This is a genomic window from Mycolicibacterium boenickei, from assembly GCF_010731295.1.
In the GTDB taxonomy this organism is placed as follows: Bacteria; Actinomycetota; Actinomycetes; order Mycobacteriales; family Mycobacteriaceae; genus Mycobacterium; species Mycobacterium boenickei.
The window spans coordinates 6338495-6360966 of record NZ_AP022579.1; the positions used below are offsets into that span (position 1 = coordinate 6338495).

Consider the following 22472-nt stretch of genomic DNA (forward strand, 5'->3'; position numbering starts at 1 on the left):
AACCGGGGGGTGATGCGATGCCGGATTCCTTACGCCACGTCTCGATTCACTGCGGCAGGCACGACACCACGGTGGATCTGTCCCTGCCCACGGGGATGACCGTCGGCGACCTGTTGCCGTGGATCGTCGATGCGCTCGACGCCGGGGACGGCACCCCGCACCGGTGGCGGCTGGCACACGTCGGTGGTCGTGGTCTAGATGAGTCAGCAACCTTGGTGCAGAACAACATTGAGGATGGCGATCTTCTGATCTTGACCGCATCCCGTGATCAGCCTGCGGTCGAGCTGCCGCTGATGGCGGCATTGACGGTCGACTCGACCGATGATTCATTCCCGATCGCCTTGCGAGTCACCGTCTGTCTGTGGGCCTGTGCCCTCGGCATCGTTTCCTTGGCATGGGCCGGACTCGGCAGTGTCGGATGGGGCCGCGTCGCCGCGACAGCAGCGGTGGCCGTCATCGTCACGGCTGTCACGGTGTCCGCGCCGCGTCTGGGGCTGAGCGCGACTGTGATCACGACGTTCAACGTGGCCGCCGTGGCACTCGCGGGGGTCCTCGGATTCCTCGTGGTTCCGGCCGGTCCTGCGCCGGCGAACTTCTTCTTGGCCTCCACGGCAGCGGGATCGCTGGGCGTGGTGCTGATCCGGGCGACCGGTTGCGGCAGACAGGTCCTGATCGCGGTCGTGACCGTGGCCGGGGTACTCGCCGCGACGACGGGGTTCTCAGTGCTGTGGCCTGTGGCGTCACCGGCGTTGGGTGCGCTGGTGAGTGCGGTCGGGTTGGGATTGCTACCCCTGACCCCGAGGTTGTCCATCGCGCTGGCCGGCCTGACACCGACCGTACCGGGATACCCCGGTGCTGAAGAAGCCGTAGTGGGCGACAACAGATCCGATGCCGACACTCGTGCACTGATCGGGCATCAGACCTTGGCCGGGCTGGTGGCCGGGTGCGCGGCGGCGGCCGCACTGGGCACCTCGATCCTCACCCTCGCCGGGCTTCGACAGGTCTCGGCCGTCGAGGTCGCGTTCGCCGCCGCTGTCGGGGTGGCATTGTTGTTGCGCTCGCGTACCTACGCATCCGGACCTTGCCGCACAGCCGCAGTCGTCTGCGGATTTCTGTCTCTCACAGCAACTTTCATCCTTGTCGTGGCATGGGCCCCCGCGCACGGAAGTTGGGCCGGAATCCTCGCCGTAGCCGCCGGGATCGCCGTGCTGTGGCCGGTCACCGTGCAGAGTCCGGTGGTGGCACGGCTCGCCGACGTCATCGAATACGGCGCACTGGCTGCGGTGGTGCCGTTGGCGTGTTGGCTCGCCGGTGCCTTTGACCTCTTCGGCGACCTGGGGTTGCGGTGAACCGGTCAGGGCGATTGGCCGCGACGCTGATCGCCGGGCTTCCGCTGCTGGCCATCGCACCTGCCGCAGCCGTCGTACCACCGGCGGTAGATTCCACCTTGCTGCCCCGGCCGGCGCCACCCGCGCCCGTCCGGCCCACCGAACAACGACAGCCCTGCTACCAATCGGCAGCCGGCGCGTCCGGCGCGGAGGGTGGCCCGCTGAATCTCGACGCGGTATGGCCGCTCACCCGGGGTGCCGGCCAGAAGATCGCAGTGATCGACACCGGGGTGGCCCGACACCGGCTCCTGCCCCGCCTGATCGGCGGGGGCGACTACGTGTCTCTCGGGGACGGCACCGCGGATTGCGACGGGCACGGCACGATCGTCGCCGGAATCGCCGCTGGTGCACCGACTGCCGGATTCAGCGGGGTTGCCCCCGATGCCACCGTCCTGGCCATCCGGCAGTCCAGCAACAAGTTCGCGGAAGATGGTGCGGCACGCGGTGTCGGCGATGTCGGCACCCTCGCCATGGCGGTGCGCACCGCGGCCGATCTCGGCGCGACGGTCATCAACATCTCGTCGGTGGCCTGCATGCCGGCCGCCGCGGCACCCGACGACCGCGCCCTCGGCGCCGCGCTGCGCTACGCGGTCGATGTGCGCAACGTCGTGGTGGTGGCCGCAGCCGGCAACGTCGGCGCGGGCTGTACCCAGCAGGACGGCCCGGCCGGACAGCCCGGCGAGCCCGACTGGAACGGTGTGCGTTCGGTGTCCAGCCCGGCCTGGTACGACGACCTGGTGCTGGCGGTGGGCTCGGTCGGGTCCGATGGCACCGCATCGGCTTTCAGCCTGGCGGGCCCGTGGGTGGATGTGGCCGCGCCCGGAGAGAACCTGGTGTCACTGCATCCCGACGGCGACCAGCTGATCGACACGATCGGGCGGGATGCCCCGATATCCGGAACCAGTTATGCCACACCGGTGGTCGCGGGCGTCGCCGCCCTCGTGCGGTCCCGGTTCCCGCAGTTGAGCGCGCGAGAAGTGATGCGCCGCATCGAAGACACCGCACGCACCCCCGCCGACGGCTGGAATCCGTATGTCGGCCACGGTGTGATCGACGCCCTGGCGGCGGTGAGCGGCAGCACCTCGCCGCCGGTATCCGCACCGACCGCCCCGGTTTCGGTAGCGCCCGGGGTGCCCGCACCGACCGATCCCCTGCCCCGTCGCATCGCCTTCGGCGGTGCCGCCGTGTGTGTCGCGATGACAGTGCTGACCGCGGTGACGCTGGCAGCCAACCGGTTACGCCGGCGCGACCCGGATGCCGGGGGCCACATCCCGCACGACTGAGGCCGCGTCACCGTTGAGTTCGGGACCGCGCGGCAGCATCGCCAACATGGGCCATGGGGCGGGGACGGCGCCGGCCTCCAGGCCCAGGTGTTCGGCGGTCTGGGCGTCACGGATCCCGAACAGCACACCGAGATCGTTCAACAGATACAACGGTCCACCGACGGTCGCCCCGCGCACGACGCCGCCCGCTTGTATCAGGGCACTGCGGCCGACCGGGATGCGCACACGGTCGATGTTCGACCCGGCACCGTCTGCCTGAGCCAGCTGAACGGTGGCACCTGACAATGAATCAGCCATCGACACAGTGGTATTCGTATCGGTGCCGGCTTGTCTCGGGTCCCAGCGCGCACACACCACGGCCAGTCCGCGAGGCAGTACCCGCTCCGGGAATCTGGCCACTGCCAGACTGTCGGCCACCGGTATGTCGGCCACCACATCGGCAGGGACGACGGGAGGTTCGCCGTCGGACTGCGCCACGCTGAAGCGGATGACGTCGGCCGCCACCCTGCCGATGCGTTGCAGCCCGTCGGCGAGAACGACATAGAACTCGGAGGGGCCGGCGCGCACCACCCGGACCACGGTGCCCACGGTGAGCCCACCGAGCACGGCCGGCCCGGCAGCGCCCACCCCCGCGATCACCGGGGCCTGTAGTGCCGGCGCCTCGGGCACGGAATCCAACAGCGCCTGCGAAACCGGTTGGACCGGGACACCTTCCAGGTGTAGCGCACGCACCACGGCGATGTCGCGGAGGTCGACTCGGGCTCGCCACCCGTCGGCGAGCAGGTAGGTCGCAGCGCCAACCGCACGTGCCGACACCAACAGTCCCTGGCCGGCGCGCAACTCCGAGGCCTCACGATCCGCCGGGCCGGCCATCAGCACCGTCTCGGCAGGATCGGCGACATCGCAGATCTCCCAGCCCGACTCGTCAAGGCCCAGCGGCCGGCCGATCTGGACGGGAGCCCCGGGTATGCCGACCAGCGGCCCGCGCCGGAACTTCGCAATCACCCGGTCATCGACCACAACCGGATTCGCCGGAGTGCCGACGATGAGTCGGGCCGAGGCGAGGTTGGGCACCGGATGCACTGTGTCGTCGATGCGCACAAACAGGGCGCCGGTGTCGCGCGCCATCAGGATCGGCGCCTGGCCGGGCGCCGTGCCTGGCCGCACGAGCGTGAGCACGGCACACACCGCGACCCCGACGGCCGCCAGGACACATCCGGCGCCGTACGCCACCGCTTGCGCGCGCAATGGGTCGTCGAGCATCCGGGCATCGCCGCGAACCAGCGCGTGTGCCATGCGCCGCAACAGAAATCGATGCCCGCTGAGCTGTAACCGAGTGGCCGGTCGCCGTGCCATATGTCCCCCGTGCGCAACCCTAACCCGGCCGGGGACAGCGCAATTACACCGATTCGGGAGCCGTGCTATTCGGTGCGCTGGCGTTGCCGGTAGGCCGCGACGTGCTGGCGGTTACCGCAGTTTCCGGTGTCGCAGAAGATGCGCGAACGGTTGCGCGACAGGTCGGTCAGCACCGCCTCGCAGTCCGGGGCGGCGCAGATCTTGAGACGGCGCAGTTCGCCGCCGCGGATCAGGTCGGCCAGCGCCATCGCCATCTCGGCACCCATGCGCTGCGCGAGCGGGTCGTCGACCGAGGCCAGGTGCAGGTGCCATTCGGGCATCTCCTTGTGCCGGGTCAGCCACGGCGCCGCCTTGGTATCGCTCAGGAGGGCATTGACCCGGCGGACGGTCTCCTCCTCGTCGTCGGCCACCGCCCAGATCTCGCCGATGCGGCCGCGGAGCACGCGCACGGCCTCGAGTTCGGCGTCGTCGCGGTCCCGCCGACCGGTCCAGCCGAAGTCATCCAGGTAGGCGTTCAGGTCGGCCTGGTCAGACAGTTGTTCGCCTTCTACCCGATCGGTGTTCACCAACACCATCGCGGCCCGGAGCGTGAGCTCCGTGTCATAGGTAAAAAGCATTTGACTCATGACCCCCTGTCGCCGTAAGTTCTACCTTACTGTCACTACCATAATCGATTTTACTCATGACATGCCCTAGGGAGGTGTACCGATGACTGCCGAAGCCCAGCTCGACCGCACGACTGCCGATAACCACTTCCGGCTCGGCCTACTGTTCGCCGTCAGCTCCGCGCTCGCATTCGGCTCGTCGGGCCCCTTCGCCAAAGCCCTGATGGAATCCGGGTGGAGCCCCACCGCGGCCGTCACCGCCCGGCTCGCCGGCGGCGCGCTCATGATGGCCGCGTTCGCCAGCGTCGTCCGGCCCGGCTGGATCCGCGAGGTGCTCGGCCACGCGAAGACGGTCGTCGGGTACGGCCTGATCCCCATCGCCGGCGCACAACTCTGCTACTACAACGCCGTCGCGCACCTGTCCGTCGGCGTGGCCCTGCTGCTGGAGTACACCGCACCGATCCTGGTCGTGGGCTGGGTGTGGGCCACCACCCGGCACCGTCCCAGCGCCATGACCTTCGCCGGGGTGGCAGTCGCCATCGCAGGCATCGTCCTGGTGCTCGACGTGTTCAGCGGCGCTCAGATCAACCTCACCGGGGTCACCTGGGGCCTGGCCGCCGCGGTGTGTGCCGCCTGCTACTTCATGATGTCCAACAAGGCCAGCACCGACGGCGACGGACTCAGCCCGATCAGCCTGGCCGCCGGTGGTCTGATCATCGGCACCGCCGCCGTGGCGCTCCTCGGCGTCACCGGCGTGATGCCGCTGACCTTCACCACCAACCCCGTCACCATCGCCGGACACACCACGGCATGGCTGGTGCCGGTGATCGCGCTGGGCCTGATCCCCACCGCCCTGGCCTACACCCTCGGCATCGTCGGGATCGCCAGGCTCAAGCCGCGCTTCGCGTCACTGGTCGGACTCTCCGAGGTGCTGTTCGCGGTCTTGATCGCCTGGATCATGCTCGGCGAGGCCATGTCGGTGAGCCAGGCGATCGGCGGCGCGGTGGTGCTGGTGGGCCTGGCCGTGGCCCGGCAGGGCGACCGCAGCGAGCAGCCGGACCCGGGCACCGACACAGCCACCCAGGTGGAGCTGGCGACCTGGCCGGATATGGCCTTGCAGGAGACAACCGAACGCGCAATCGATTAGCCGCGGCTAACCATTTTGTGTGAATATGTCCCCCGTGAGTCTCCTCCGGAAGTCGGCCCGGGTGGCCGCGATCGTCTCAACCCTGGTCAGCGCGGCTTTCCCGCTGGCGCTCGCCGCGCCCGCCGCGGCCGCACCGTGCTCCGACATCGAGGTAATCTTCGCCCGCGGTACCAATGACGCACCCGGATTGGGCCGGCCCGGCCAGGCCTTCGCCGACGGGCTGAGCTCACGACTCGGCGGCCGCAGCGTGTCCACCTACGCGGTGAACTACCCGGCCAGCTATGACTTCCTCGCCGCCGCCGACGGCGCCAACGACGCCGCCAATCGCATCGCCACTCTGGCCTCCTCCTGCCCGTCCACGCGGGTCGTGCTCGGTGGCTATTCGCAGGGCGCCGCGGTCGTCGACATGCTGGCCGGTATCCCGCCGCTCGGCAACAAGGTCGGCGAGATCGGATCGGCACCGCCGCTGGCGGGCGAGCTGGTGCCCCAGGTCGCCGCTGTGGCCGTGTTCGGCAACCCGTCGGCCAAGTTCGGCATTCCGATCACCTCGTCGGTGTTCGGCGGCAAAGCCATCGATCTTTGCAAGGACGGCGACCCGATCTGTTCACGTGGCCGGAACCCGTTCGCGCACAGCGATTACGTGACCTCAGGCATGGCGGATCAGGCCGCCAACTTCGTTGCGGGAATCGTCTAGGCGGTTCCAGACGTTAGGATTCGGTGTGGCCATTGATCTTGTTCGTCGCTGCACCGTGTTCGTGGCGGCAGCGCTGACCGCTGCCGTCGCCGTCGTCGCACCCGTCGCGGTGCCCACCCTGTCCTCGGGTTTGCCGACGGCATCGGCCGCCTGCTCCGACATCGAAGTCGTCTTCGCCCGCGGCACCAATGACACCCCCGGCCTCGGCCGGATCGGCAATGCGTTCGTCAGTTCGCTGCGCAACAAGGTCGGCGGCCGCTCGGTCGGCGCCTATGCGGTGAACTACCCGGCCAGCTTCGACTTCCTGGCCGCGGCCGGCGGCGCCAACGACGCGTCCGGGCACATCCAGTGGATGGTCGACAACTGCCCCGATACCCGTCTGGTGCTGGGCGGATACTCGCAGGGTGCCGCGGTGATCGACGTGATCGCCGCCGTCCCGTTCCCGGCCGTCGGCTTCAATGCGCCGCTGCCTCCGAACGTCCCCGAGCATGTCGCCGCGGTCGCCGTGTTCGGCAATCCGTCGGCCAAGCTCGGCCTGCCGCTGACCTCCAGCCCGGTGTACGGATCTCGCGCCATCGATCTGTGTAACCCTGGCGACCCGGTCTGTGGCGACGGCGACAGCGTTCCGGCGCACCGGGCCTACGAAGGTCCGGCCAACGATGCCGCCAACTTCGTCGCCGGTCTCTTGTAGTCCGCGTCCGCTACGATCGCTTAGGTGGTCGAACTTCCTACCGAAAACCAGGTAGCGAGCCGCGTAGCCCGACTGTTTCGGCGGTGGACCGGTGTGGCTGCCATCATCGCGACGGCTGTTGCTGTCCTGCCCGTCATCTCGGCTGTCCTACCCGGTTCTCCAGCGGTGGCCAATGCCGCCTTGTGCTCTCCGGTCGAGGTGGTGTTCGCCCGCGGCCGTACCGAACCGGCCGGCGTCGGCACCCTCGGGAACGCCTTCGTCAACGCGCTGCGCGCCAAGACGAACAAGAACATCGGCGTCTACGCCGTCAAGTACCCGGCGGACACCGAAGTCGACATCGGCGCCAACGACATGAGTGGCCACATCCAGTACATGATGAACAACTGCCCGGACACCCGGCTGGTGATCGGCGGTTATTCGCTGGGCGCGGCGGTCGCCGACGTGGTGCTGGCCGTTCCGTTCACCGGCTTCGGCTTCAAGACACCGCTCCCCGGGGGTGCCGACGGGCACATCGCCGCAGTCGCCCTGTTCGGTAACGGCGCCGCGTGGGTCGGTCCCATCACCCGCTTCAGCCCGGTCTATGCCGACCGGACCATCGAGCTGTGCCATGGCGCCGATCCCATCTGCAATCCCGCCGACCCCGACACCTGGAAGAACAACTGGCCCGATCACCTGGCCGGCGCCTACATCGACGGCGGGATGGTCAACCAGGCCGCGGATTTCGTGGCCGGTCGCCTCTGAGGCGGAAACGCTTCGTCGCCGGATCGTTGCCGGACCGGCACCTAATCTCGACGGGACCGTAAATACCATCTAATCCGTGATTGGCCGTCGAATGTCGGCCGCACTGATCACCGTCCTGTCAGCCGTTGTGGTACCGATGGCGGTGGCGCCCAGCATGATTGGCGTCGCGAAGGCCGCCACGTGCCCGCCTGCGGAGGTGGTGTTCGCCCGCGGCCGCATGGAGCCCCCAGGTCCCGGGCAAGTCGGTGCCGCGTTCGTCAACGCATTGCGCACGCTGCGCGGCCCGAACGTCGCCCTGTATTCGGTGAAATACCCGGCCGACACCCAGGCCGACGTGGCCGCCAACGACATGAGCCGCCACGTGCAGTGGATGACCCGCAACTGTCCGAACACCCGCCTCGTGCTGGGCGGCTACTCACTGGGTGCCGTCGCCACCGACCTCATCCTGGCGATGCCCATCGCCGCGTTCACCTTCAACAGTCCACTACCAAAGGGCACCGACCGGCACGTCGCGGCGGTGGCGCTGTTCGGCAACGGCGCCAACTGGGCCGCACCGATCACGCTGTTGAACCCGGCCTACCAGAATCGCACCATCGACCTGTGCCACTCGGACGATCCGATCTGCAACCCGAGTAGCCCGTACAACTGGCGGGCCGGGTGGCAGGATCACCTGGCGCCCGGATACATCCGGTCGGGAATGGTGGCCCAGGCGGCCAGATTCGTCTCGGCGCGGCTCTGAGGGCTGTGGCCGGCCTGGCGGCGGTGCACCGCAGCGCTAGTCGGCCGTCCGCACGTCTCGGGTGATCAGGTTGCGGGCCTCGAGCTGATCATCGGCGGGGTAGTCGACCTGCACGAGAGTGAGCCCCCGGGCCGGGGCGGCGGCGAAGTCACTGGACCTGCTTGTCTCACTCAGCAGTCCGGCGGTCCACTCAGGTGAGCGCCTGCCCTCCCCCACCGCCAGCATCGCGCCGACCAGCGAGCGAACCATGTTCCAGCAGAAGGCATCCGCGGTGACATATGCCGTCACGTAGAAGCCGTCGCGCACCCACTCCAACCGCTGCAGGTCGCGGATCGTCGTGGCTCCGGGGCGGTGACGGCAGAAAGCCGCGAAATCATTGAGCCCCAACAGTTCCCGCGATGCAGCTGTCATCGCGTCGAGGTCCAGAGGTTTGGACCACGGTGTGACGAACCGGGCTTCGGCGGGCTCGACCCCGTAGGGGGCCACACTCAGCCGGTAGGTGTAGTGCCGACGTAGTGCCGAGAACCTGGCATCGAAACCCGCAGGCGCCCGGACGATGTCACGGATCCGGACGTCGGTCGGCAGCAGCCGCGCCAATCGCCGCACCAGCGGCGTGAACTCGGCATCGCCCGGGCGGGTGGTCCGCGGATACACATGCGGCAGCGCGTCGGTGGGGACATCGACGTGCGCGACCTGACCGGTCGCATGTACGCCGGTGTCGGTGCGGCCCGCGGTGCGGGTCACAATCGGCGTACGGAACACCGTCGAGAGCGCCTCGTCGATCACCCCGGCGACCGTGCGCTGCCCCGCCTGCACCGCCCAGCCGGCGAAATCGGTGCCGTCGTAGGCAACGTCGAGCCGCAGGCGGACAAACGAGACATGCCCGCCACCGGAATCGGTGGCGGGCATGTTCATGTTGTCACTACGACTTGGCAGCGTCATCCTCAGCCGCAGCCTCAGCTGTCTCGGCGTCGGCGATGGCGGCGTCCTCGGCCTCGACCTCGGCGACCGGGGTCTCCTCGGCCTCTTCGGCCTTGGGAGCCTCGGCCTCGGCGGCCTTGGCCTGCGCGGCGGCAGCGCGACGTGCGCGGTCCGCCTCGGAGGTCACCGTCTTCTCCCGCACCAGCTCGATGACCGCCATGGGAGCGTTGTCGCCCTTACGGTTCTCGACCTTGATGATGCGGGTGTAGCCACCCTCGCGATCGGCGAAGAAGGGGCCGATCTCGGCGAACAGGACGTGCACGACGTCCTTGTCGCGGATCTTCTTCATCACCTCGCGCCGGTTGTGCAGCTCACCCTTCTTGGCGTGGGTGATCAGCTTCTCGGCGTACGGACGCAACGCCCGGGCCTTCGGCTCGGTCGTCTTGATGCGACCGTGCTCGAACAACGACGTGGCCAGGTTGGCCAGGATCGCCTTCTGGTGTGAGGACGACCCGCCGAGGCGAGCACCCTTGGTGGGCTTGGGCATTGCGACTATCTCCTAAATGGGGCCGGTCCCCGTATCAGGTAGGACCGGGACGGTAATTCTTTAGAGCTGCTCGGTCTCGGCGTAGTCCTGGTTGTCGTCCAGGTCGTAACCACCGGCGTCCGCGGTCCAGGTACCGGTAGCGGCGTCGTAGCCGGCGACCTCGGACGGATCGAACGTGGCCGGGCTGTCCTTGAGCGAGAGACCCAGCTGGTGCAGCTTGATCTTCACCTCGTCGATGGACTTCTGGCCGAAGTTACGGATGTCCAGCAGGTCGGACTCCGTGCGGGCGACGAGCTCGCCCACCGTGTGCACACCCTCGCGCTTGAGGCAGTTGTACGAACGGACGGTCAGGTCCAGATCGTCGATCGGCAGCGCGAAGCTGGCGATGTGGTCTGCCTCGGCCGGCGACGGGCCGATCTCGATGCCCTCGGCCTCGACGTTGAGTTCCCGTGCCAGACCGAACAGTTCGACCAGGGTCTTGCCGGCCGACGCCAGGGCGTCGCGCGGGCTGATCGAGTTCTTGGTCTCGACATCGAGGATCAGCTTGTCGAAGTCGGTGCGCTGCTCGACGCGGGTGGCCTCGACCTTGTAGGTCACCTTCAGCACGGGGCTGTAGATGGAATCGACCGGGATACGGCCGATCTCGGCACCCGAGGCCTTGTTCTGGACGGCGGGAACGTAGCCACGGCCACGCTCGACGACGAGCTCGACCTCCAGCTTGCCCTTGTCGTTCAGCGTCGCGATGTGCATGTCCGGGTTGTGCACGGTCACGCCGGCCGGCGGAACGATGTCGCCTGCGGTGACCGCACCCGGGCCCTGCTTGCGCAGGTACATGGTGACGGGCTCATCCTCTTCGGAGGACACGACCAGACCCTTGAGGTTCAGGATGATGTCGGTGACGTCTTCCTTCACCCCGGGGACGGTGGTGAACTCGTGCAGCACACCATCGATGCGGATGCTCGTGACCGCTGCGCCCGGGATGGACGACAGCAGCGTGCGCCGCAGCGAGTTACCCAGCGTGTAACCGAAACCGGGCTCCAGGGGCTCGATGACGAACTTGGAGCGGTTGTCGGCGAGGGTTTCCTCGGCCAGTGTGGGTCGCTGAGAGATCAGCATGGTGTTTCTTCTCCTTCTCGGCACCCGCTATTTGATGCCGTCTGGGTACCTACCGGTCGGATGACCGGTAAGTCATTACTTCGAGTAGAACTCGACGATGAGCTGTTCGGTGAGCGGCACCTGGATCTGGGCGCGCTCCGGCAGCTGGTGCACGAGGATGCGCTGACGCTCCCCGACGACCTGCAGCCACGACGGGATCGGGCGCTCACCCGCGGTCTGCCGAGCAACCTCGAACGGCAGGGTGTTGAGCGACTTCTCCTTGACGTCGATGATGTCGTACTGCGACACCCGGTAGCTCGGGATGTTCACCTTGACACCGTTGACGGTGAAGTGGCCGTGGCTGACCAGCTGGCGGGCCATCCGGCGGGTGCGCGCCAGGCCGGCGCGGTACACCACGTTGTCCAGACGGCTCTCCAGGATCTGGAGCAGGTTCTCGCCGGTCTTACCCGACTGGCGGTTGGCCTCTTCGTAGTACTTGCGGAACTGCTTCTCCAGCACGCCGTAGGTGAAGCGAGCCTTCTGCTTCTCCTGCAGCTGAGTGCGGTATTCGCTCTCCTTGATCCGCGCACGGCCATGCTGACCGGGCGGGTAGGGGCGCTTCTCGAACGACTGATCGCCGCCGACCAGGTCGACGCCGAGACGACGCGACTTGCGGGTGGCGGGGCCGGTGTAACGTGCCATTTTCTAGATCCTCCCTAGACCCGGCGCCGCTTGGGCGGACGGCAGCCGTTGTGCGGCTGCGGAGTGACGTCGGAAATCGCGCCCACCTCGAGGCCGGCGGCCTGCAGCGAGCGGATGGCGGTCTCGCGGCCCGAACCCGGACCCTTCACGAACACGTCGACCTTCTTGACACCGTGCTCCTGCGCCTTGCGGGCAGCGTTCTCGGCGGCCAGCTGTGCGGCGAACGGGGTCGACTTACGCGAACCCTTGAAGCCGACATGACCCGACGACGCCCAGGCGATGACGTTGCCCTGGGGATCGGTGATCGAGACGATGGTGTTGTTGAACGTGCTCTTGATGTGAGCGGCGCCGTGCGGGACGTTCTTCTTTTCCCGGCGACGGGTGGTCTTACCGCGCTTGGCGCCCGCGGCCTTCTTCGGTGGTGCCATCGGGGTTACCTAGCCTTCTTCTTGCCGGCGATGGTGCGCTTGGGGCCCTTGCGGGTACGCGCGTTGGTCTTGGTCCGCTGGCCGCGCACCGGCAGGCCACGGCGGTGCCGCAGGCCCTGGTAGCAGCCGATCTCGATCTTCCGGCGAATGTCGGCCTGCACCTCGCGGCGCAGGTCACCCTCAACCTTGAGGTTGCCTTCGATGTAGTCGCGCAGCACGGTCACCTGATCGTCGGTCAGGTCCTTGGTGCGCATGTTCTTGTCGATGCCCGTCGCGGCGAGAATCTCGTTCGAACGGGTACGGCCGATGCCGTAGATGTAGGTCAGCGCGATCTCCATGCGCTTGTCGCGCGGAAGATCAACGCCCACGAGCCGTGCCATGTGGCGGTTTCCTTTTTCTCTGCGGAGGTCTGGTCCCAGCCCGTTCCCACCAGCCCCTAAGGGCTCTGAGGGGTCCGGCCTCCGTACCGGACGTGGATACTCGCTTTCGCTCGCATCTCGGGTGAACGGCCTATCCGTTCAGTGGTGCTGGGAGTTCATCATTCAGTTGTTGCGATCCGTCCGAAGACGGATGCTCAGCCCTGGCGCTGCTTGTGGCGCGGATCGCTGCAGATCACCATGACCCGCCCATGCCGGCGGATCACCCTGCACTTATCGCAGATGGGCTTGACGCTCGGGTTCACCTTCACGGCTTTTTCGATCCTTCTGGCTCTGTTGGTGACGCGCACGTACGCACGTCACCGGTTCTCGTCGTTACTGGTCGGGCTTCTATCGGGTCACTTGTACCGGTACACGATGCGGCCCCGGGACAGGTCGTAGGGAGAGAGCTCCACCACTACCCGGTCCTCGGGCAGGATGCGGATGTAGTGCTGCCGCATCTTGCCGCTGATGTGGGCCAGGACCTTGTGTCCGTTCTCCAGCTCAATGCGAAACATCGCATTGGGCAGAGGTTCGACCACGCGACCCTCGACCTCGATGGCACCGTCTTTCTTGGCCATGCTGTTCGGCGATCCTTGCTTTCGTTTCGTAGCTTCATTAGTCGCAATGCAGCCCGTCGTGATGCTGCCGGCGACCAACTTCAAGACGTGAGCCGGATCCAGACGAAATTGCAGAAATTCAGCAGTTCCAAGACGGGGCACGCAAAAAGTCGGCACGATAGCCGCACCGTTGGTCCACAATACCCGCTCAACGGCCTGCGCCAAAATCACGGCTGAACAGGTCCGGCCGCCCGACCGTACGCCGAAGATTGGTGCGCGGCACAGGCCGGGATCAAGCGACAATGGTACGGACCGATCCGCGCTCCGAGAACGGAGACCACCAGCACGTGATGGCTGTGTACCTGGCCGCGTTCGTCGTCGGCGGCATCGCCGTACTGGCCGCCCTCCTGCTCGCCGATGTCGGGCACGGGGACGGCATGCCGTTCCTGAGTCTGACCAGCCTGTCGGTGGCCCTGCTCGGCGCCGGAACCGGGGGCCTGGTCGGCACCTGGTTCGGGATGGGCGCCATGTGGGCCGCCGGCCTGGCCGCCGCCTGCGCCATCGTGCTGGTGTTCGCCCTCAACGGCCTGCTGCTGCCCTACATGCGTCGCCAGCAGTCCAACTCCCACCGGAGCCGGTCCTCCTACGTCGGTCTGCTCGGCACCGTCACCCTCGAGGTCCCGCCGGGCGGCTGGGGCGAGGTCTCCTTCGTCGACCCCGACGGCAACCGGGTCTTCTCCCGCGCCAAGAGCGACGAGGCCGCGGCGCTGCCGAAGGCCACCCGCGTCTACATCGCCGACATCGACCCGGACTTCGTCCATGTCGTCGCAGTTCCAGAGACCTGAGCCGTCCCAGAAACCTGAGTACCCGAGCACCCGAACCTTCAGAAAGGCACCACCGTGTCCCTGCTGCTCATCGTCGTCCTCGCTGCCATCGCCGCCATCCTGATCCTGGTGGTGCTGCCGATGGTGTACGTCAAGAACTACATCAAGGTCCCGCCCAACGAGGTGGCGGTGTTCACCGGCCGCGGCACACCCAAGGTGGTGCGTGGCGGGGCCCGGTTCCGGATGCCCGGCATCGAACGGGTCGACATCATGAGCCTGGAACCGTTCAACGTCAGCATCAACCTGCAGAACGCGCTGTCCAACAACGGGGTGCCGGTCAACGTCGAGGCCGTCGGCCTGGTCCGCATCGGCTCGGCTGACGAGGCCGTGCAGACCGCGGTGCAGCGCTTCCTGACCTCCGACCTCAACGAGTTGCAGCGGCAGATCAACGAGATCCTGGCCGGCAGCCTGCGCGGCATCACGGCGACCATGACGGTCGAGGACCTCAACTCCAACCGCGACAGCCTGGCCCGCAGTGTGGTCGAGGAGGCCGGCGGCGACCTGGCCCGCATCGGCATGGAGGTCGACGTCCTCAAGATCGCCGGCATCTCCGATGCCAACGACTACCTGAAGTCGCTCGGCCAGCGCCGCATCGCCGAGGTCAAGCGCGACGCGACGGTCGGCACCGCCGAGGCAGAACGTGACGCCCAGATCCAGTCGGCCAAGGCCCGCCAGGAGGGATCGATCGCGCAGGCCGAGGCCGACACCGCGATCGCCACCGCCAACCAGAAGCGCGACGTCGAGCTGGCCCGCCTGCGCGCGCAGACCGAGGCCGAGAACGCCCAGGCCGACCAGGCCGGACCGCTGGCCAATGCCCGCGCCCAGAAGGACGTCGGCATCGCGATCGAACAGGCCGAGGCGGCCCGCGTGCAGGCCCGCATCGAGGTGGAGCAGCGCCGCGCCGAGCAGGCACAGGCCGCGCTGCAGGCCGACGTGATCGCGCCCGCCGAGGCGAAACGACAGGCCGACGTCGCGATCGCCGAGGGCCAGCGCCAGTCGTCGATCCTGGCCGCCGAGGCCGCGGCCGAGACCGAGCGGCGCAAGGGCCAGGCCGAGGCCGACGCCCGTAAGGCCGCCGCTGACGCGCTGCGGGTCGAGAAGCAGGCCGAGGCCGACAGCTTGCAGGCCAAACTGGTCGCCGAGGCCGCAGGCAAGAAGGAGCTGGCCGATGCCCTGCGCGTCGAGCAGCAGGCCGAGGCCGCCGGCATCGAGGCCAAGCTGCTGGCCGAGGCGAACGGCAAGAAAGAGATCGCCGCGGCGCTCAACGGCTACTCGGCCGAGGCGGCGCGCCTGCTGATGCTGCCCGACGTGCTGGCTTCCGTGGTCAAGGCGACCGAGGCGGCGGCCGCCCCGCTCGCCGAGATCGACCGGCTGTCGATCATCGGCGGGGCGAACGACACCCAGGGCGCGGTGGGCGGCCTGCTCGGCATCAGCCCGCTGGCGGTGGCCAACATTCTGGAGTCGCTGAAGGCCTCCGGTATCGATGTGGCATCCATGCTTCAGGGCTCCAATGCGACCAATGGGGACAGCCAGCACCCGAGCTGAGAAAACTGCTGGCGGCGGGGCGCATAATTGGTGGCGATGACTGGCCCCGCCTCCCAGCCCCGTAAACCCGTAATCCTGACCGTCGACGACGATCCCGCGGTGTCGCGCGCCGTCGCCCGGGATCTGCGCCGCCACTACGGCGAGCGCTACCGAATCGTGCGTGCCGAATCCGGCCCGGACGCCCTCGAAACCCTCAACGAGCTGAAGCTGCGCGGCGACACCGTCGCGGTGTTCGTCGCCGACTACCGGATGCCGCAGATGAGCGGCATCGAGTTCCTCGAATCGGCCATGGACCTCTACCCCATGGCCCGGCGGGTGCTGCTGACGGCGTACGCCGACACCACCGCGGCCATCGACGCCATCAACGTCGTCGACCTCGACCACTACCTGCTCAAGCCGTGGGATCCGCCCGAGGAGAAGCTCTACCCGGTGGTCGACGGGCTGCTGGAGGCCTGGCACGCCGTCGGTGACCGGGCCATCCCGCACACCAAGGTGATCGGACATCAGTGGAGTTCGCGGTCCTGGGAGGTGCGCCAGTTCCTGGCCCGCAACCAGCACACGTTCCGCGCGTTCACCACCGACGAGCCCATGGGCCGTCAGCTTCTGGACGCCGCGGGCCTCGACGGCCTGCAGCTGCCGGTGGTGATCACCGAGGGTGGCGAGACGCTGGTCGAACCCAGTGACGGCGAGCTGGCCGACATGCTGGGATTGTCGACCACCCCGTCGCTGACGATGTATGACCTCGCGGTGATCGGCGGCGGACCGGCAGGTCTGGCCGCCGCGGTGTACGGGGCCTCCGAGGGGCTGCGGACGGTGCTGATCGAGGGCACCACCACCGGCGGGCAGGCCGGTCGCAGTTCGCGGATCGAGAACTACCTGGGCTTCCCGACCGGAGTGTCGGGGGCCGAGCTGGCCACCTCGGCCCGGCGACAGGCCGAGCGGTTCGGCGCCGAGGTGATCACCACCCGCGAAGCCGTCGCCCTCGACGTCGCGGGTGCCGCCCGCACCATCACCTTCGCCGACGGCGAGACCATCGGTGCCCGCGCGGTCATCCTGGCCACCGGCGTCGAGTACCGCCAGCTCCCGGTTCCGGGATGCTGGGCAGACCCCGACAATCCGAACAACTACGTCGGCCGCGGCGTGTACTACGGCGCATCGGTGTCGGACGCGTCCGAATGTCGCGGCGAGGACGTGTACATCGTGGGCGGCGCCAACTCGGCCGGGCAGGCCGCGATGTTCATGTCGCGTGAGGCCAAGTCCGTGACGCTGCTGGTGCGCGGCCCGTCGCTGGAAGCCTCGATGTCGTACTACCTGATCCAGCAGATCGAACAGACACCCAACATCTTCGTGCGCACCTGCACCGAGGTGGTCAGCGCCATCGGAGAGGACGACCACCTGGTCGGCCTGGAGCTGGTGAACCGGCAGACCGGCGAGCACGAGGAAGTGCGCGCGACGCGCCTGTGCTGCTTCATCGGAGCCACGCCGCGCACCGAGTGGCTCGACGGTGTGGTGGCCCGCGACGACCACGGATTCATCCTGGCCGGACCGGATCTGCGCGACGTGTGCGGCTGGGGCCTGGAACGTCCGCCGCACCACCTGGAAACAAGTGTGCCCGGTGTGTTTGTTGCAGGGGATGTGCGTGCCGAGTCCGCCAAACGGGTGGCTGCCGCCGTCGGCGAAGGGTCGATGGCCGTGATGCTCGTGCACCGGTACCTGGCCGAAGCGTGAGGAGCAGCTGAAGATGGGCGAGACGTGCGTGCGGGACGAATTGCGGACGCTGTTCCTGTTCGAGCACTTGTCCGACCCGCAACTCGACACGTTGTGTCAGGCCGGCAGCATCGAGAGATTTCCGGCAGGCCCGATCGTCACCGAGGGCGATCCGGCCACGTGCTTCTACGTGATGCTCGACGGCGAGTTGGTGATGTCGAAGCGCTCCGGCGGCGTCGACATCCAGACCAACCGCACCTCGATGCGCGGCGTGTACTTCGGCGCCTGGTCGGCCTACATCCCCGGTGAGGAGCACATCTACGAGGCGTCGGTGCGGCTGACGAAACCGTCACGGGTGTTCGTGCTGGACGCCAACGCGTTCGCCGGGTTCATGCAGTCTCAGTTCCCGATGGCCGTGCACCTGCTGGAGGGCCACAAGGTCGGCGGCAGGCGCCAGAGCCAGATCATCGGTCAGCGCGAGAAGCTGCTGGCCCTCGGCAACATCACCGCGGGGCTGACCCATCAGCTCAACAATCCGGCCGCGGCCACCGCCCGCGCGGTGGCCGACCTGCGCGAAGGCGTCGGCAAGATGCGCCACAAGCTGGCGATGCTGGCCGACGGCAAGTTCACCCCGCAGGCCCTGCGGATGCTCGTGACGATCCAGGACGAGGTCGCCGAGCAGGTCGCCAAGAACAAGGGGCTGGAGCTCACCGCGCTGGAAACATCCGACCGCGAGGACGAGATGGGCGACTGGCTCGAGAACCACGACATAACGTACGCGTGGGACTACGCCCCGACGTTCGTCGAAGCCGGCCTCGACATCGACTGGCTGGAGCGCATCTCGGCGTCGGTCGACGACGCGCTCAAGGACGGGGAGGCCTCGGCCACCCTGCAGGCGGCCCTTGGCTGGCTGAAGTACACGATCGACACCGAGCTGCGGATGAACGAGATCGCCGAGGCGAGCCGGCGGATCTCGGCACTGCTGGCCGGCGCCAAGCAGTACTCGCAGATGGACCGCGGGGACTATCAGAGCGCCGACGTCCACGAACTGCTGCGCAGCACGCTGATGATGTTCGGCGACAAGATCGGCAAGGACAAACCGGTCAGCCTGTGCAAGGACCTGGACAAGTCACTGCCCGAATTGCATTGCTACCCGGGCGATCTCAACCAGGTGTGGACCAACATCATCGACAACGCCATCCAGGCGATGGACGGCCACGGCACGCTGACCCTGCGCACCTGCCGCGAGACCGACGAGATGATCCGGGTGGAGATCTGCGACGACGGCCCTGGCATCCCCGCCGAGGACATCAGCCGGATCTTCACACCGTTCTTCACCACCAAACCGTTCGGTCAGGGCACCGGCCTCGGCCTGGATCTGGCCTGGCGCATCGTGGTGGAAAAGCATCACGGGGATCTGCGGGTGCAGTCCAAGCCCGGCGACACCCGGTTCATCGTGCTGCTGCCGCTGCAGGCACCCGCGCCGGAGACACCTGCCGCGGAGGCAGAGGCGGCTCAAGCGTCGGAGTAGCCCGGCCAGATCCAGAATCACCGTGATTTCCCCGGAATAGGTCCTGCACGGGTCCCGGTTGAGACGTTCATGACCCAGACCACAGCGGGCGCCAGGCCCGATCTCGGTGCATACGGCGCGTTCGGCCACTATTCGCAGTTCCAGCAACTGTCGCCGCAGCAGCTGCGCGATATCGAAGGGCTGGGCTACGGCGCGATCTGGGCGGGCGGCTCGCCGCCCGCCGAGCTGGAATGGATCGATCCGATCCTGGCCGCCACCACCACCTTGCAGCTGGCCACCGGCATCGTGAACATCTGGAGCGCGGCGGCCGGCCCGGTGGCCGAATCGTTCCACCGCATCGAGGCCGCCTATCCTGGCCGGTTCCTGCTGGGCATCGGCGTCGGCCACCGCGAGGCCATCGACGAGTACCGCAAGCCGCTCGACGCGCTCGCCGAATACCTGGACAAGCTCGACGAGTACGGCGTGCCCGAACACCGCAGGGTCGTCGCCGCTCTCGGCCCGAAGGTGCTGCAACTCTCGGCGGACCGTTCGGCGGGTGCGCACCCGTACCTGACCACCCCGGAACACACCGCGCAGGCCCGCGAACTGATCGGGCCCGACGCGTTCCTGGCTCCCGAGCACAAGGCGGTGCTCACCACCGACGCAGAGAAGGCCCGGTCGATCGGCCGGAAGGCGCTCGACATCTATCTCGGTCTGAGCAACTACCTCAACAACTTCAAGCGTCTCGGCTTCACCGACGAGGACCTGACCAAACCGGGCAGCGACCGGTTCATCGACTCCGTCGTCGCGCATGGCACGGTGGACGAGGTGGCCGCGCGGCTGCGGCAGCATCGCGACGCCGGCGCCGACCACGTGCCTGTACAAGTCCTGACCTCGCCGGACAAACTGGTACCCGCACTGGCCGAACTCGCCGGGCCGCTCGGCCTGGCCTAGAGGACCATAGACAAGGACTCACAGATGACCGAATCACTTTCGCTCAAGCCCGATCTGGGTCGCTACGGGGTGTGGACGTTCGGGGCGGTGCAGCCCGAGCAGGCGGCCGAGATCGAGCAGTTGGGCTACGGCGCACTGTGGGTCGGCGGCTCCCCGGCCGCGGATCTCGCGTTCGCCGAGCCCATCCTGGAGCGCACCCAGTCACTTCAGCTGGCCACCGGCATCGTCAACATCTGGACGGCCGACGCCGATGCGGTCGCCGAATCATTTCATCGCATCGAAGCAGCCCACCCCGGCCGTTTCCTGCTCGGCGTCGGCGTGGGCCATCCCGAGCACACCGGCGAATACCGCAAGCCGTACGAGGCCCTGGTGGAGTACGTCGATGCCCTGGACGCGGCCAAGGTGCCGACCAGCCGGCTGGTGATCGCCGCGCTGGGCGACAAGGTGCTCAAGCTCTCGGCGCAACGCAGCGCCGGCGCGCACCCCTACCTCACGACACCCGAGCACACCGCACATGCCCGAGACGTGCTGGGCGAGGCGGTGTTCCTGGCCCCCGAGCACAAGGTGGTGCTGAGCACCGACGGCGCGGCAGCCCGCGCGATCGGACGCGAGACGGTCGACTTCTATCTGAACCTGAGCAACTACCTGAACAACTGGCGCCGGCTCGGTTTCACCGAGGACGACATCGCCAAGCCGGGTAGCGACAAGCTGATCGATGCGGTCGTCGCACACGGGACCGCCGAGTCGATCGCCGCGCGGCTGCAACAGCACGTCGCCAACGGGGCCGACCACGTCGCGATCCAGGTCCTCGGCGGTCCGGACAAGCTGATCCCGACCTTGACCGAATTGGCCGGGCCGCTGGGTCTGAAAGGCTGACGCCGCGGCCAGTTAGGGTTGGCCCATGCGGCTACTGGTCACCGGCGGCGCCGGATTCATCGGCGCGAACTTCGTGCGCCTCGCCGTCAAGGAGGCGTTGACCACGTCGGTGACCGTGCTCGATGCCATGACGTACGCGGGCAGCCGGGAATCGCTGGCGTCCGTCGACGGCCAGATTCGGCTGGTGCAGGGCGACGTCGCCGACGCAGGCCTGGTGAACCAGTTGGTCGGCGAGGCGGACGCCGTCGTGCACTTCGCCGCGGAAACCCACGTCGACAATGCCCTGGCGAATCCGGAACCGTTCCTGCACAGCAACGTGATCGGCACGTTCACGGTGCTCGAAGCGGTCCGCGCGCACGGCGCCCGGCTGCACCACATCTCCACCGACGAGGTCTACGGCGATCTGGAGCTCGACGATCCGGCCCGGTTCACCGAGGGCACGCCGTACAACCCGTCGAGCCCGTACTCGTCGACCAAGGCCGCCGCGGACCTGCTCGTGCGGGCCTGGGTGCGGTCGTATCGCGTGCGCGCCACGATCTCGAACTGCTCCAACAACTACGGCCCCTACCAGCACGTGGAGAAGTTCATCCCGCGCCAGATCACCAATATCCTCACCGGCAGGCGCCCCAAGCTCTACGGCACCGGCGCCAATGTGCGCGACTGGATCCACGTCGACGACCACAACCGCGCGGTGTGGCAGATCCTGACCGACGGCCGCATCGGCCAGACGTATCTGATCGGCGCCGAATGCGAGCGCAGCAATCTCACCGTCATGCGCACCCTGCTGCGATTGATGGACCTCGACCCGGACGACTTCGACCACGTCACCGATCGGGAAGGCCACGACCTGCGCTACGCCATCGATCCGTCGACCCTGCGCAACGAACTGGGCTGGGCGCCCGAACACACCGATTTCGACGAAGGCCTGGCAGCCACCATCGACTGGTATCGCGACAACGAATCATGGTGGGGCCCACTGAAAAACAAGGTGGAAGACGCGTATTCGGAGCGCGGCCAGTGACCGCGCGCGAGCTGAGCGTTCCGGGCGCCTGGGAAATCACCCCCAAACTGCACGGCGACGCGCGCGGGCTGTTCTTCGAATGGTTCTCCGAGGCCGGCTTCGCCGAGATGACCGGGCACCGCTTCGACCTGCGGCAGGCCAACTGCTCGGTGTCGGCGGCCGGGGTGCTGCGCGGGGTGCATTTCGCCGAACTGCCGCCGAGCCAGGCCAAGTACGTGACGTGCGTGCGGGGCGCGGTGCTCGACGTCGTCGTCGACATCCGGGTCGGCTCCCCGACATTCGGACAGTGGGATTCGGTTCTGCTCGACGACCAGAATCGGCGATCGGTCTATCTGTCCGAGGGGCTGGGCCACGCTTTCCTTGCGCTGCAGGATGATTCGACGGTCATGTACCTGTGTTCGGCGCCATACGACCCGGAGCGGGAGCACACCATCCTGGCCACCGGTCTCGGGATCGACTGGCCGATCGAGGGCGAGCCGGTGTTGTCCGAGCGTGACGCGGGCGCCCCGTCGCTGGAGCAGGTGCGTGCCGCGGGGCTGCTGCCCACGTGGGAGGACACCCGCGCGTTCGTCGACGAGCTGCGCGCCAGGGTGCGGGGCTGAATCCCCTGGGCTGAATTGAGGTAGTCCGCTACTGCATACGGGGCCTGCCGGGCGGGTTGA

The 22472-nt window shown here is 67.8% G+C and carries 25 protein-coding genes; 15 read left to right on the plus strand and 10 right to left on the minus strand.

Features of this window, described 5'->3' with window-relative positions; genetic code table 11:
* The first annotated feature begins 17 nt into the window (after window positions 1–17).
* Window positions 18–1349, plus strand: a complete 1332-nt coding sequence (eccD, locus tag G6N57_RS30320) for a type VII secretion integral membrane protein EccD (protein WP_162563991.1) — start codon at window positions 18–20, stop codon at window positions 1347–1349.
* Window positions 1346–2671 carry a type VII secretion-associated serine protease mycosin gene (mycP, locus tag G6N57_RS30325; RefSeq protein ID WP_077742118.1) on the plus strand — a complete coding sequence of 442 codons (1326 nt, stop codon included), beginning with the start codon at window positions 1346–1348 and terminating at the stop codon, window positions 2669–2671. The genes eccD and mycP overlap by 4 nt, the downstream gene beginning before the upstream one ends.
* Here the strand turns inward: mycP and eccB are convergent.
* Window positions 2624–3967 carry a type VII secretion protein EccB gene (gene eccB / locus G6N57_RS30330; RefSeq protein ID WP_234815557.1) on the minus strand — a complete coding sequence of 448 codons (1344 nt, stop codon included), beginning with the start codon at window positions 3965–3967 and terminating at the stop codon, window positions 2624–2626. The genes mycP and eccB overlap by 48 nt on opposite strands.
* 125 nt (window positions 3968–4092) lie before the next feature.
* Window positions 4093–4644, minus strand: a complete 552-nt coding sequence (locus G6N57_RS30335; protein WP_077742120.1) for a CGNR zinc finger domain-containing protein — start codon at window positions 4642–4644, stop codon at window positions 4093–4095.
* Between the two features lie 91 nt (window positions 4645–4735).
* On the opposite strand from G6N57_RS30335, the gene G6N57_RS30340 reads away from it, so the two are divergent.
* The 5 genes from G6N57_RS30340 (at window position 4736) to G6N57_RS30360 (ending at window position 8644) form a co-directional block, all read left to right on the plus strand.
* Window positions 4736–5779 (plus strand): EamA family transporter, encoded by a 1044-nt coding sequence (locus G6N57_RS30340; RefSeq protein ID WP_077742121.1) that lies wholly within the window; start codon window positions 4736–4738, stop codon window positions 5777–5779.
* A gap of 25 nt (window positions 5780–5804) precedes the next feature.
* Entirely contained in the window at window positions 5805–6473 is a 669-nt protein-coding gene (locus G6N57_RS30345; RefSeq protein ID WP_077742122.1) for a cutinase family protein, read from the plus strand.
* A gap of 25 nt (window positions 6474–6498) precedes the next feature.
* Window positions 6499–7164, plus strand: coding sequence for a cutinase family protein (locus tag G6N57_RS30350; RefSeq protein ID WP_077742123.1), 666 nt, complete (start codon window positions 6499–6501; stop codon window positions 7162–7164).
* 93 nt (window positions 7165–7257) lie between these two features.
* Entirely contained in the window at window positions 7258–7905 is a 648-nt protein-coding gene (locus G6N57_RS30355; protein ID WP_234815556.1) for a cutinase family protein, read from the plus strand.
* Between the two features lie 91 nt (window positions 7906–7996).
* A complete protein-coding gene (locus tag G6N57_RS30360; protein WP_077742124.1) occupies window positions 7997–8644 on the plus strand; it encodes a cutinase family protein in 648 nt (215 codons plus the stop codon).
* A 36-nt stretch (window positions 8645–8680) separates the two neighbouring features.
* On the opposite strand, the gene truA is transcribed toward G6N57_RS30360, so the two are convergent.
* From truA to infA, 8 genes are all read right to left on the minus strand, one after another.
* Window positions 8681–9559: a tRNA pseudouridine(38-40) synthase TruA gene (truA, locus tag G6N57_RS30365; RefSeq protein ID WP_077742125.1), complete on the minus strand. Its 879-nt coding sequence runs from the start codon at window positions 9557–9559 to the stop codon at window positions 8681–8683.
* Window positions 9560–9566: 7 nt separating this feature from the next.
* Window positions 9567–10112: a 50S ribosomal protein L17 gene (rplQ, locus tag G6N57_RS30370; protein WP_077742126.1), complete on the minus strand. Its 546-nt coding sequence runs from the start codon at window positions 10110–10112 to the stop codon at window positions 9567–9569.
* A 60-nt stretch (window positions 10113–10172) separates the two neighbouring features.
* Window positions 10173–11228: a DNA-directed RNA polymerase subunit alpha gene (locus G6N57_RS30375; protein ID WP_077742127.1), complete on the minus strand. Its 1056-nt coding sequence runs from the start codon at window positions 11226–11228 to the stop codon at window positions 10173–10175.
* 75 nt (window positions 11229–11303) lie between these two features.
* Window positions 11304–11909, minus strand: coding sequence for a 30S ribosomal protein S4 (gene rpsD, locus G6N57_RS30380; protein ID WP_036440999.1), 606 nt, complete (start codon window positions 11907–11909; stop codon window positions 11304–11306).
* A gap of 14 nt (window positions 11910–11923) precedes the next feature.
* Window positions 11924–12337 carry a 30S ribosomal protein S11 gene (gene rpsK, locus G6N57_RS30385; protein WP_004571524.1) on the minus strand — a complete coding sequence of 138 codons (414 nt, stop codon included), beginning with the start codon at window positions 12335–12337 and terminating at the stop codon, window positions 11924–11926.
* 5 nt (window positions 12338–12342) lie between these two features.
* Window positions 12343–12717, minus strand: a complete 375-nt coding sequence (gene rpsM, locus G6N57_RS30390; RefSeq protein ID WP_004571523.1) for a 30S ribosomal protein S13 — start codon at window positions 12715–12717, stop codon at window positions 12343–12345.
* 194 nt (window positions 12718–12911) lie between these two features.
* Window positions 12912–13025, minus strand: a complete 114-nt coding sequence (gene rpmJ, locus G6N57_RS30395) for a 50S ribosomal protein L36 (RefSeq protein WP_003879483.1) — start codon at window positions 13023–13025, stop codon at window positions 12912–12914.
* A gap of 87 nt (window positions 13026–13112) precedes the next feature.
* Complete coding sequence (infA, locus tag G6N57_RS30400; protein ID WP_003418601.1) at window positions 13113–13334, minus strand: translation initiation factor IF-1; 222 nt, start codon at window positions 13332–13334, stop codon at window positions 13113–13115.
* A 329-nt stretch (window positions 13335–13663) separates the two neighbouring features.
* On the opposite strand from infA, the gene G6N57_RS30405 reads away from it, so the two are divergent.
* The 8 genes from G6N57_RS30405 (at window position 13664) to G6N57_RS30440 (ending at window position 22412) form a co-directional block, all read left to right on the plus strand.
* Window positions 13664–14158, plus strand: a complete 495-nt coding sequence (locus G6N57_RS30405) for an NfeD family membrane protein (RefSeq protein ID WP_235652691.1) — start codon at window positions 13664–13666, stop codon at window positions 14156–14158.
* Window positions 14159–14212: 54 nt separating this feature from the next.
* On the plus strand, window positions 14213–15742 hold the full coding sequence (locus tag G6N57_RS30410; RefSeq protein WP_077742128.1) for a flotillin family protein: 1530 nt from the start codon (window positions 14213–14215) through the stop codon (window positions 15740–15742).
* Window positions 15743–15778: 36 nt separating this feature from the next.
* The gene (locus G6N57_RS30415; RefSeq protein ID WP_077742129.1) at window positions 15779–17470 is read left to right on the plus strand and encodes an NAD(P)/FAD-dependent oxidoreductase; all 1692 of its coding nucleotides are present in this window, start codon (window positions 15779–15781) and stop codon (window positions 17468–17470) included.
* A 13-nt stretch (window positions 17471–17483) separates the two neighbouring features.
* Window positions 17484–18980 (plus strand): ATP-binding protein, encoded by a 1497-nt coding sequence (locus tag G6N57_RS30420; protein ID WP_077742130.1) that lies wholly within the window; start codon window positions 17484–17486, stop codon window positions 18978–18980.
* A 69-nt stretch (window positions 18981–19049) separates the two neighbouring features.
* Window positions 19050–19913, plus strand: a complete 864-nt coding sequence (locus tag G6N57_RS30425) for an LLM class F420-dependent oxidoreductase (protein ID WP_077742131.1) — start codon at window positions 19050–19052, stop codon at window positions 19911–19913.
* A 24-nt stretch (window positions 19914–19937) separates the two neighbouring features.
* Window positions 19938–20789, plus strand: a complete 852-nt coding sequence (locus G6N57_RS30430; RefSeq protein WP_077742132.1) for an LLM class F420-dependent oxidoreductase — start codon at window positions 19938–19940, stop codon at window positions 20787–20789.
* A 25-nt stretch (window positions 20790–20814) separates the two neighbouring features.
* A complete protein-coding gene (rfbB, locus tag G6N57_RS30435) occupies window positions 20815–21810 on the plus strand; it encodes a dTDP-glucose 4,6-dehydratase (protein ID WP_077742133.1) in 996 nt (331 codons plus the stop codon).
* Window positions 21807–22412 (plus strand): dTDP-4-dehydrorhamnose 3,5-epimerase family protein, encoded by a 606-nt coding sequence (locus tag G6N57_RS30440; RefSeq protein ID WP_077742134.1) that lies wholly within the window; start codon window positions 21807–21809, stop codon window positions 22410–22412. Before rfbB ends, G6N57_RS30440 begins: the two co-directional genes overlap by 4 nt.
* The last annotated feature ends 60 nt before the right edge of the window (window positions 22413–22472 follow it).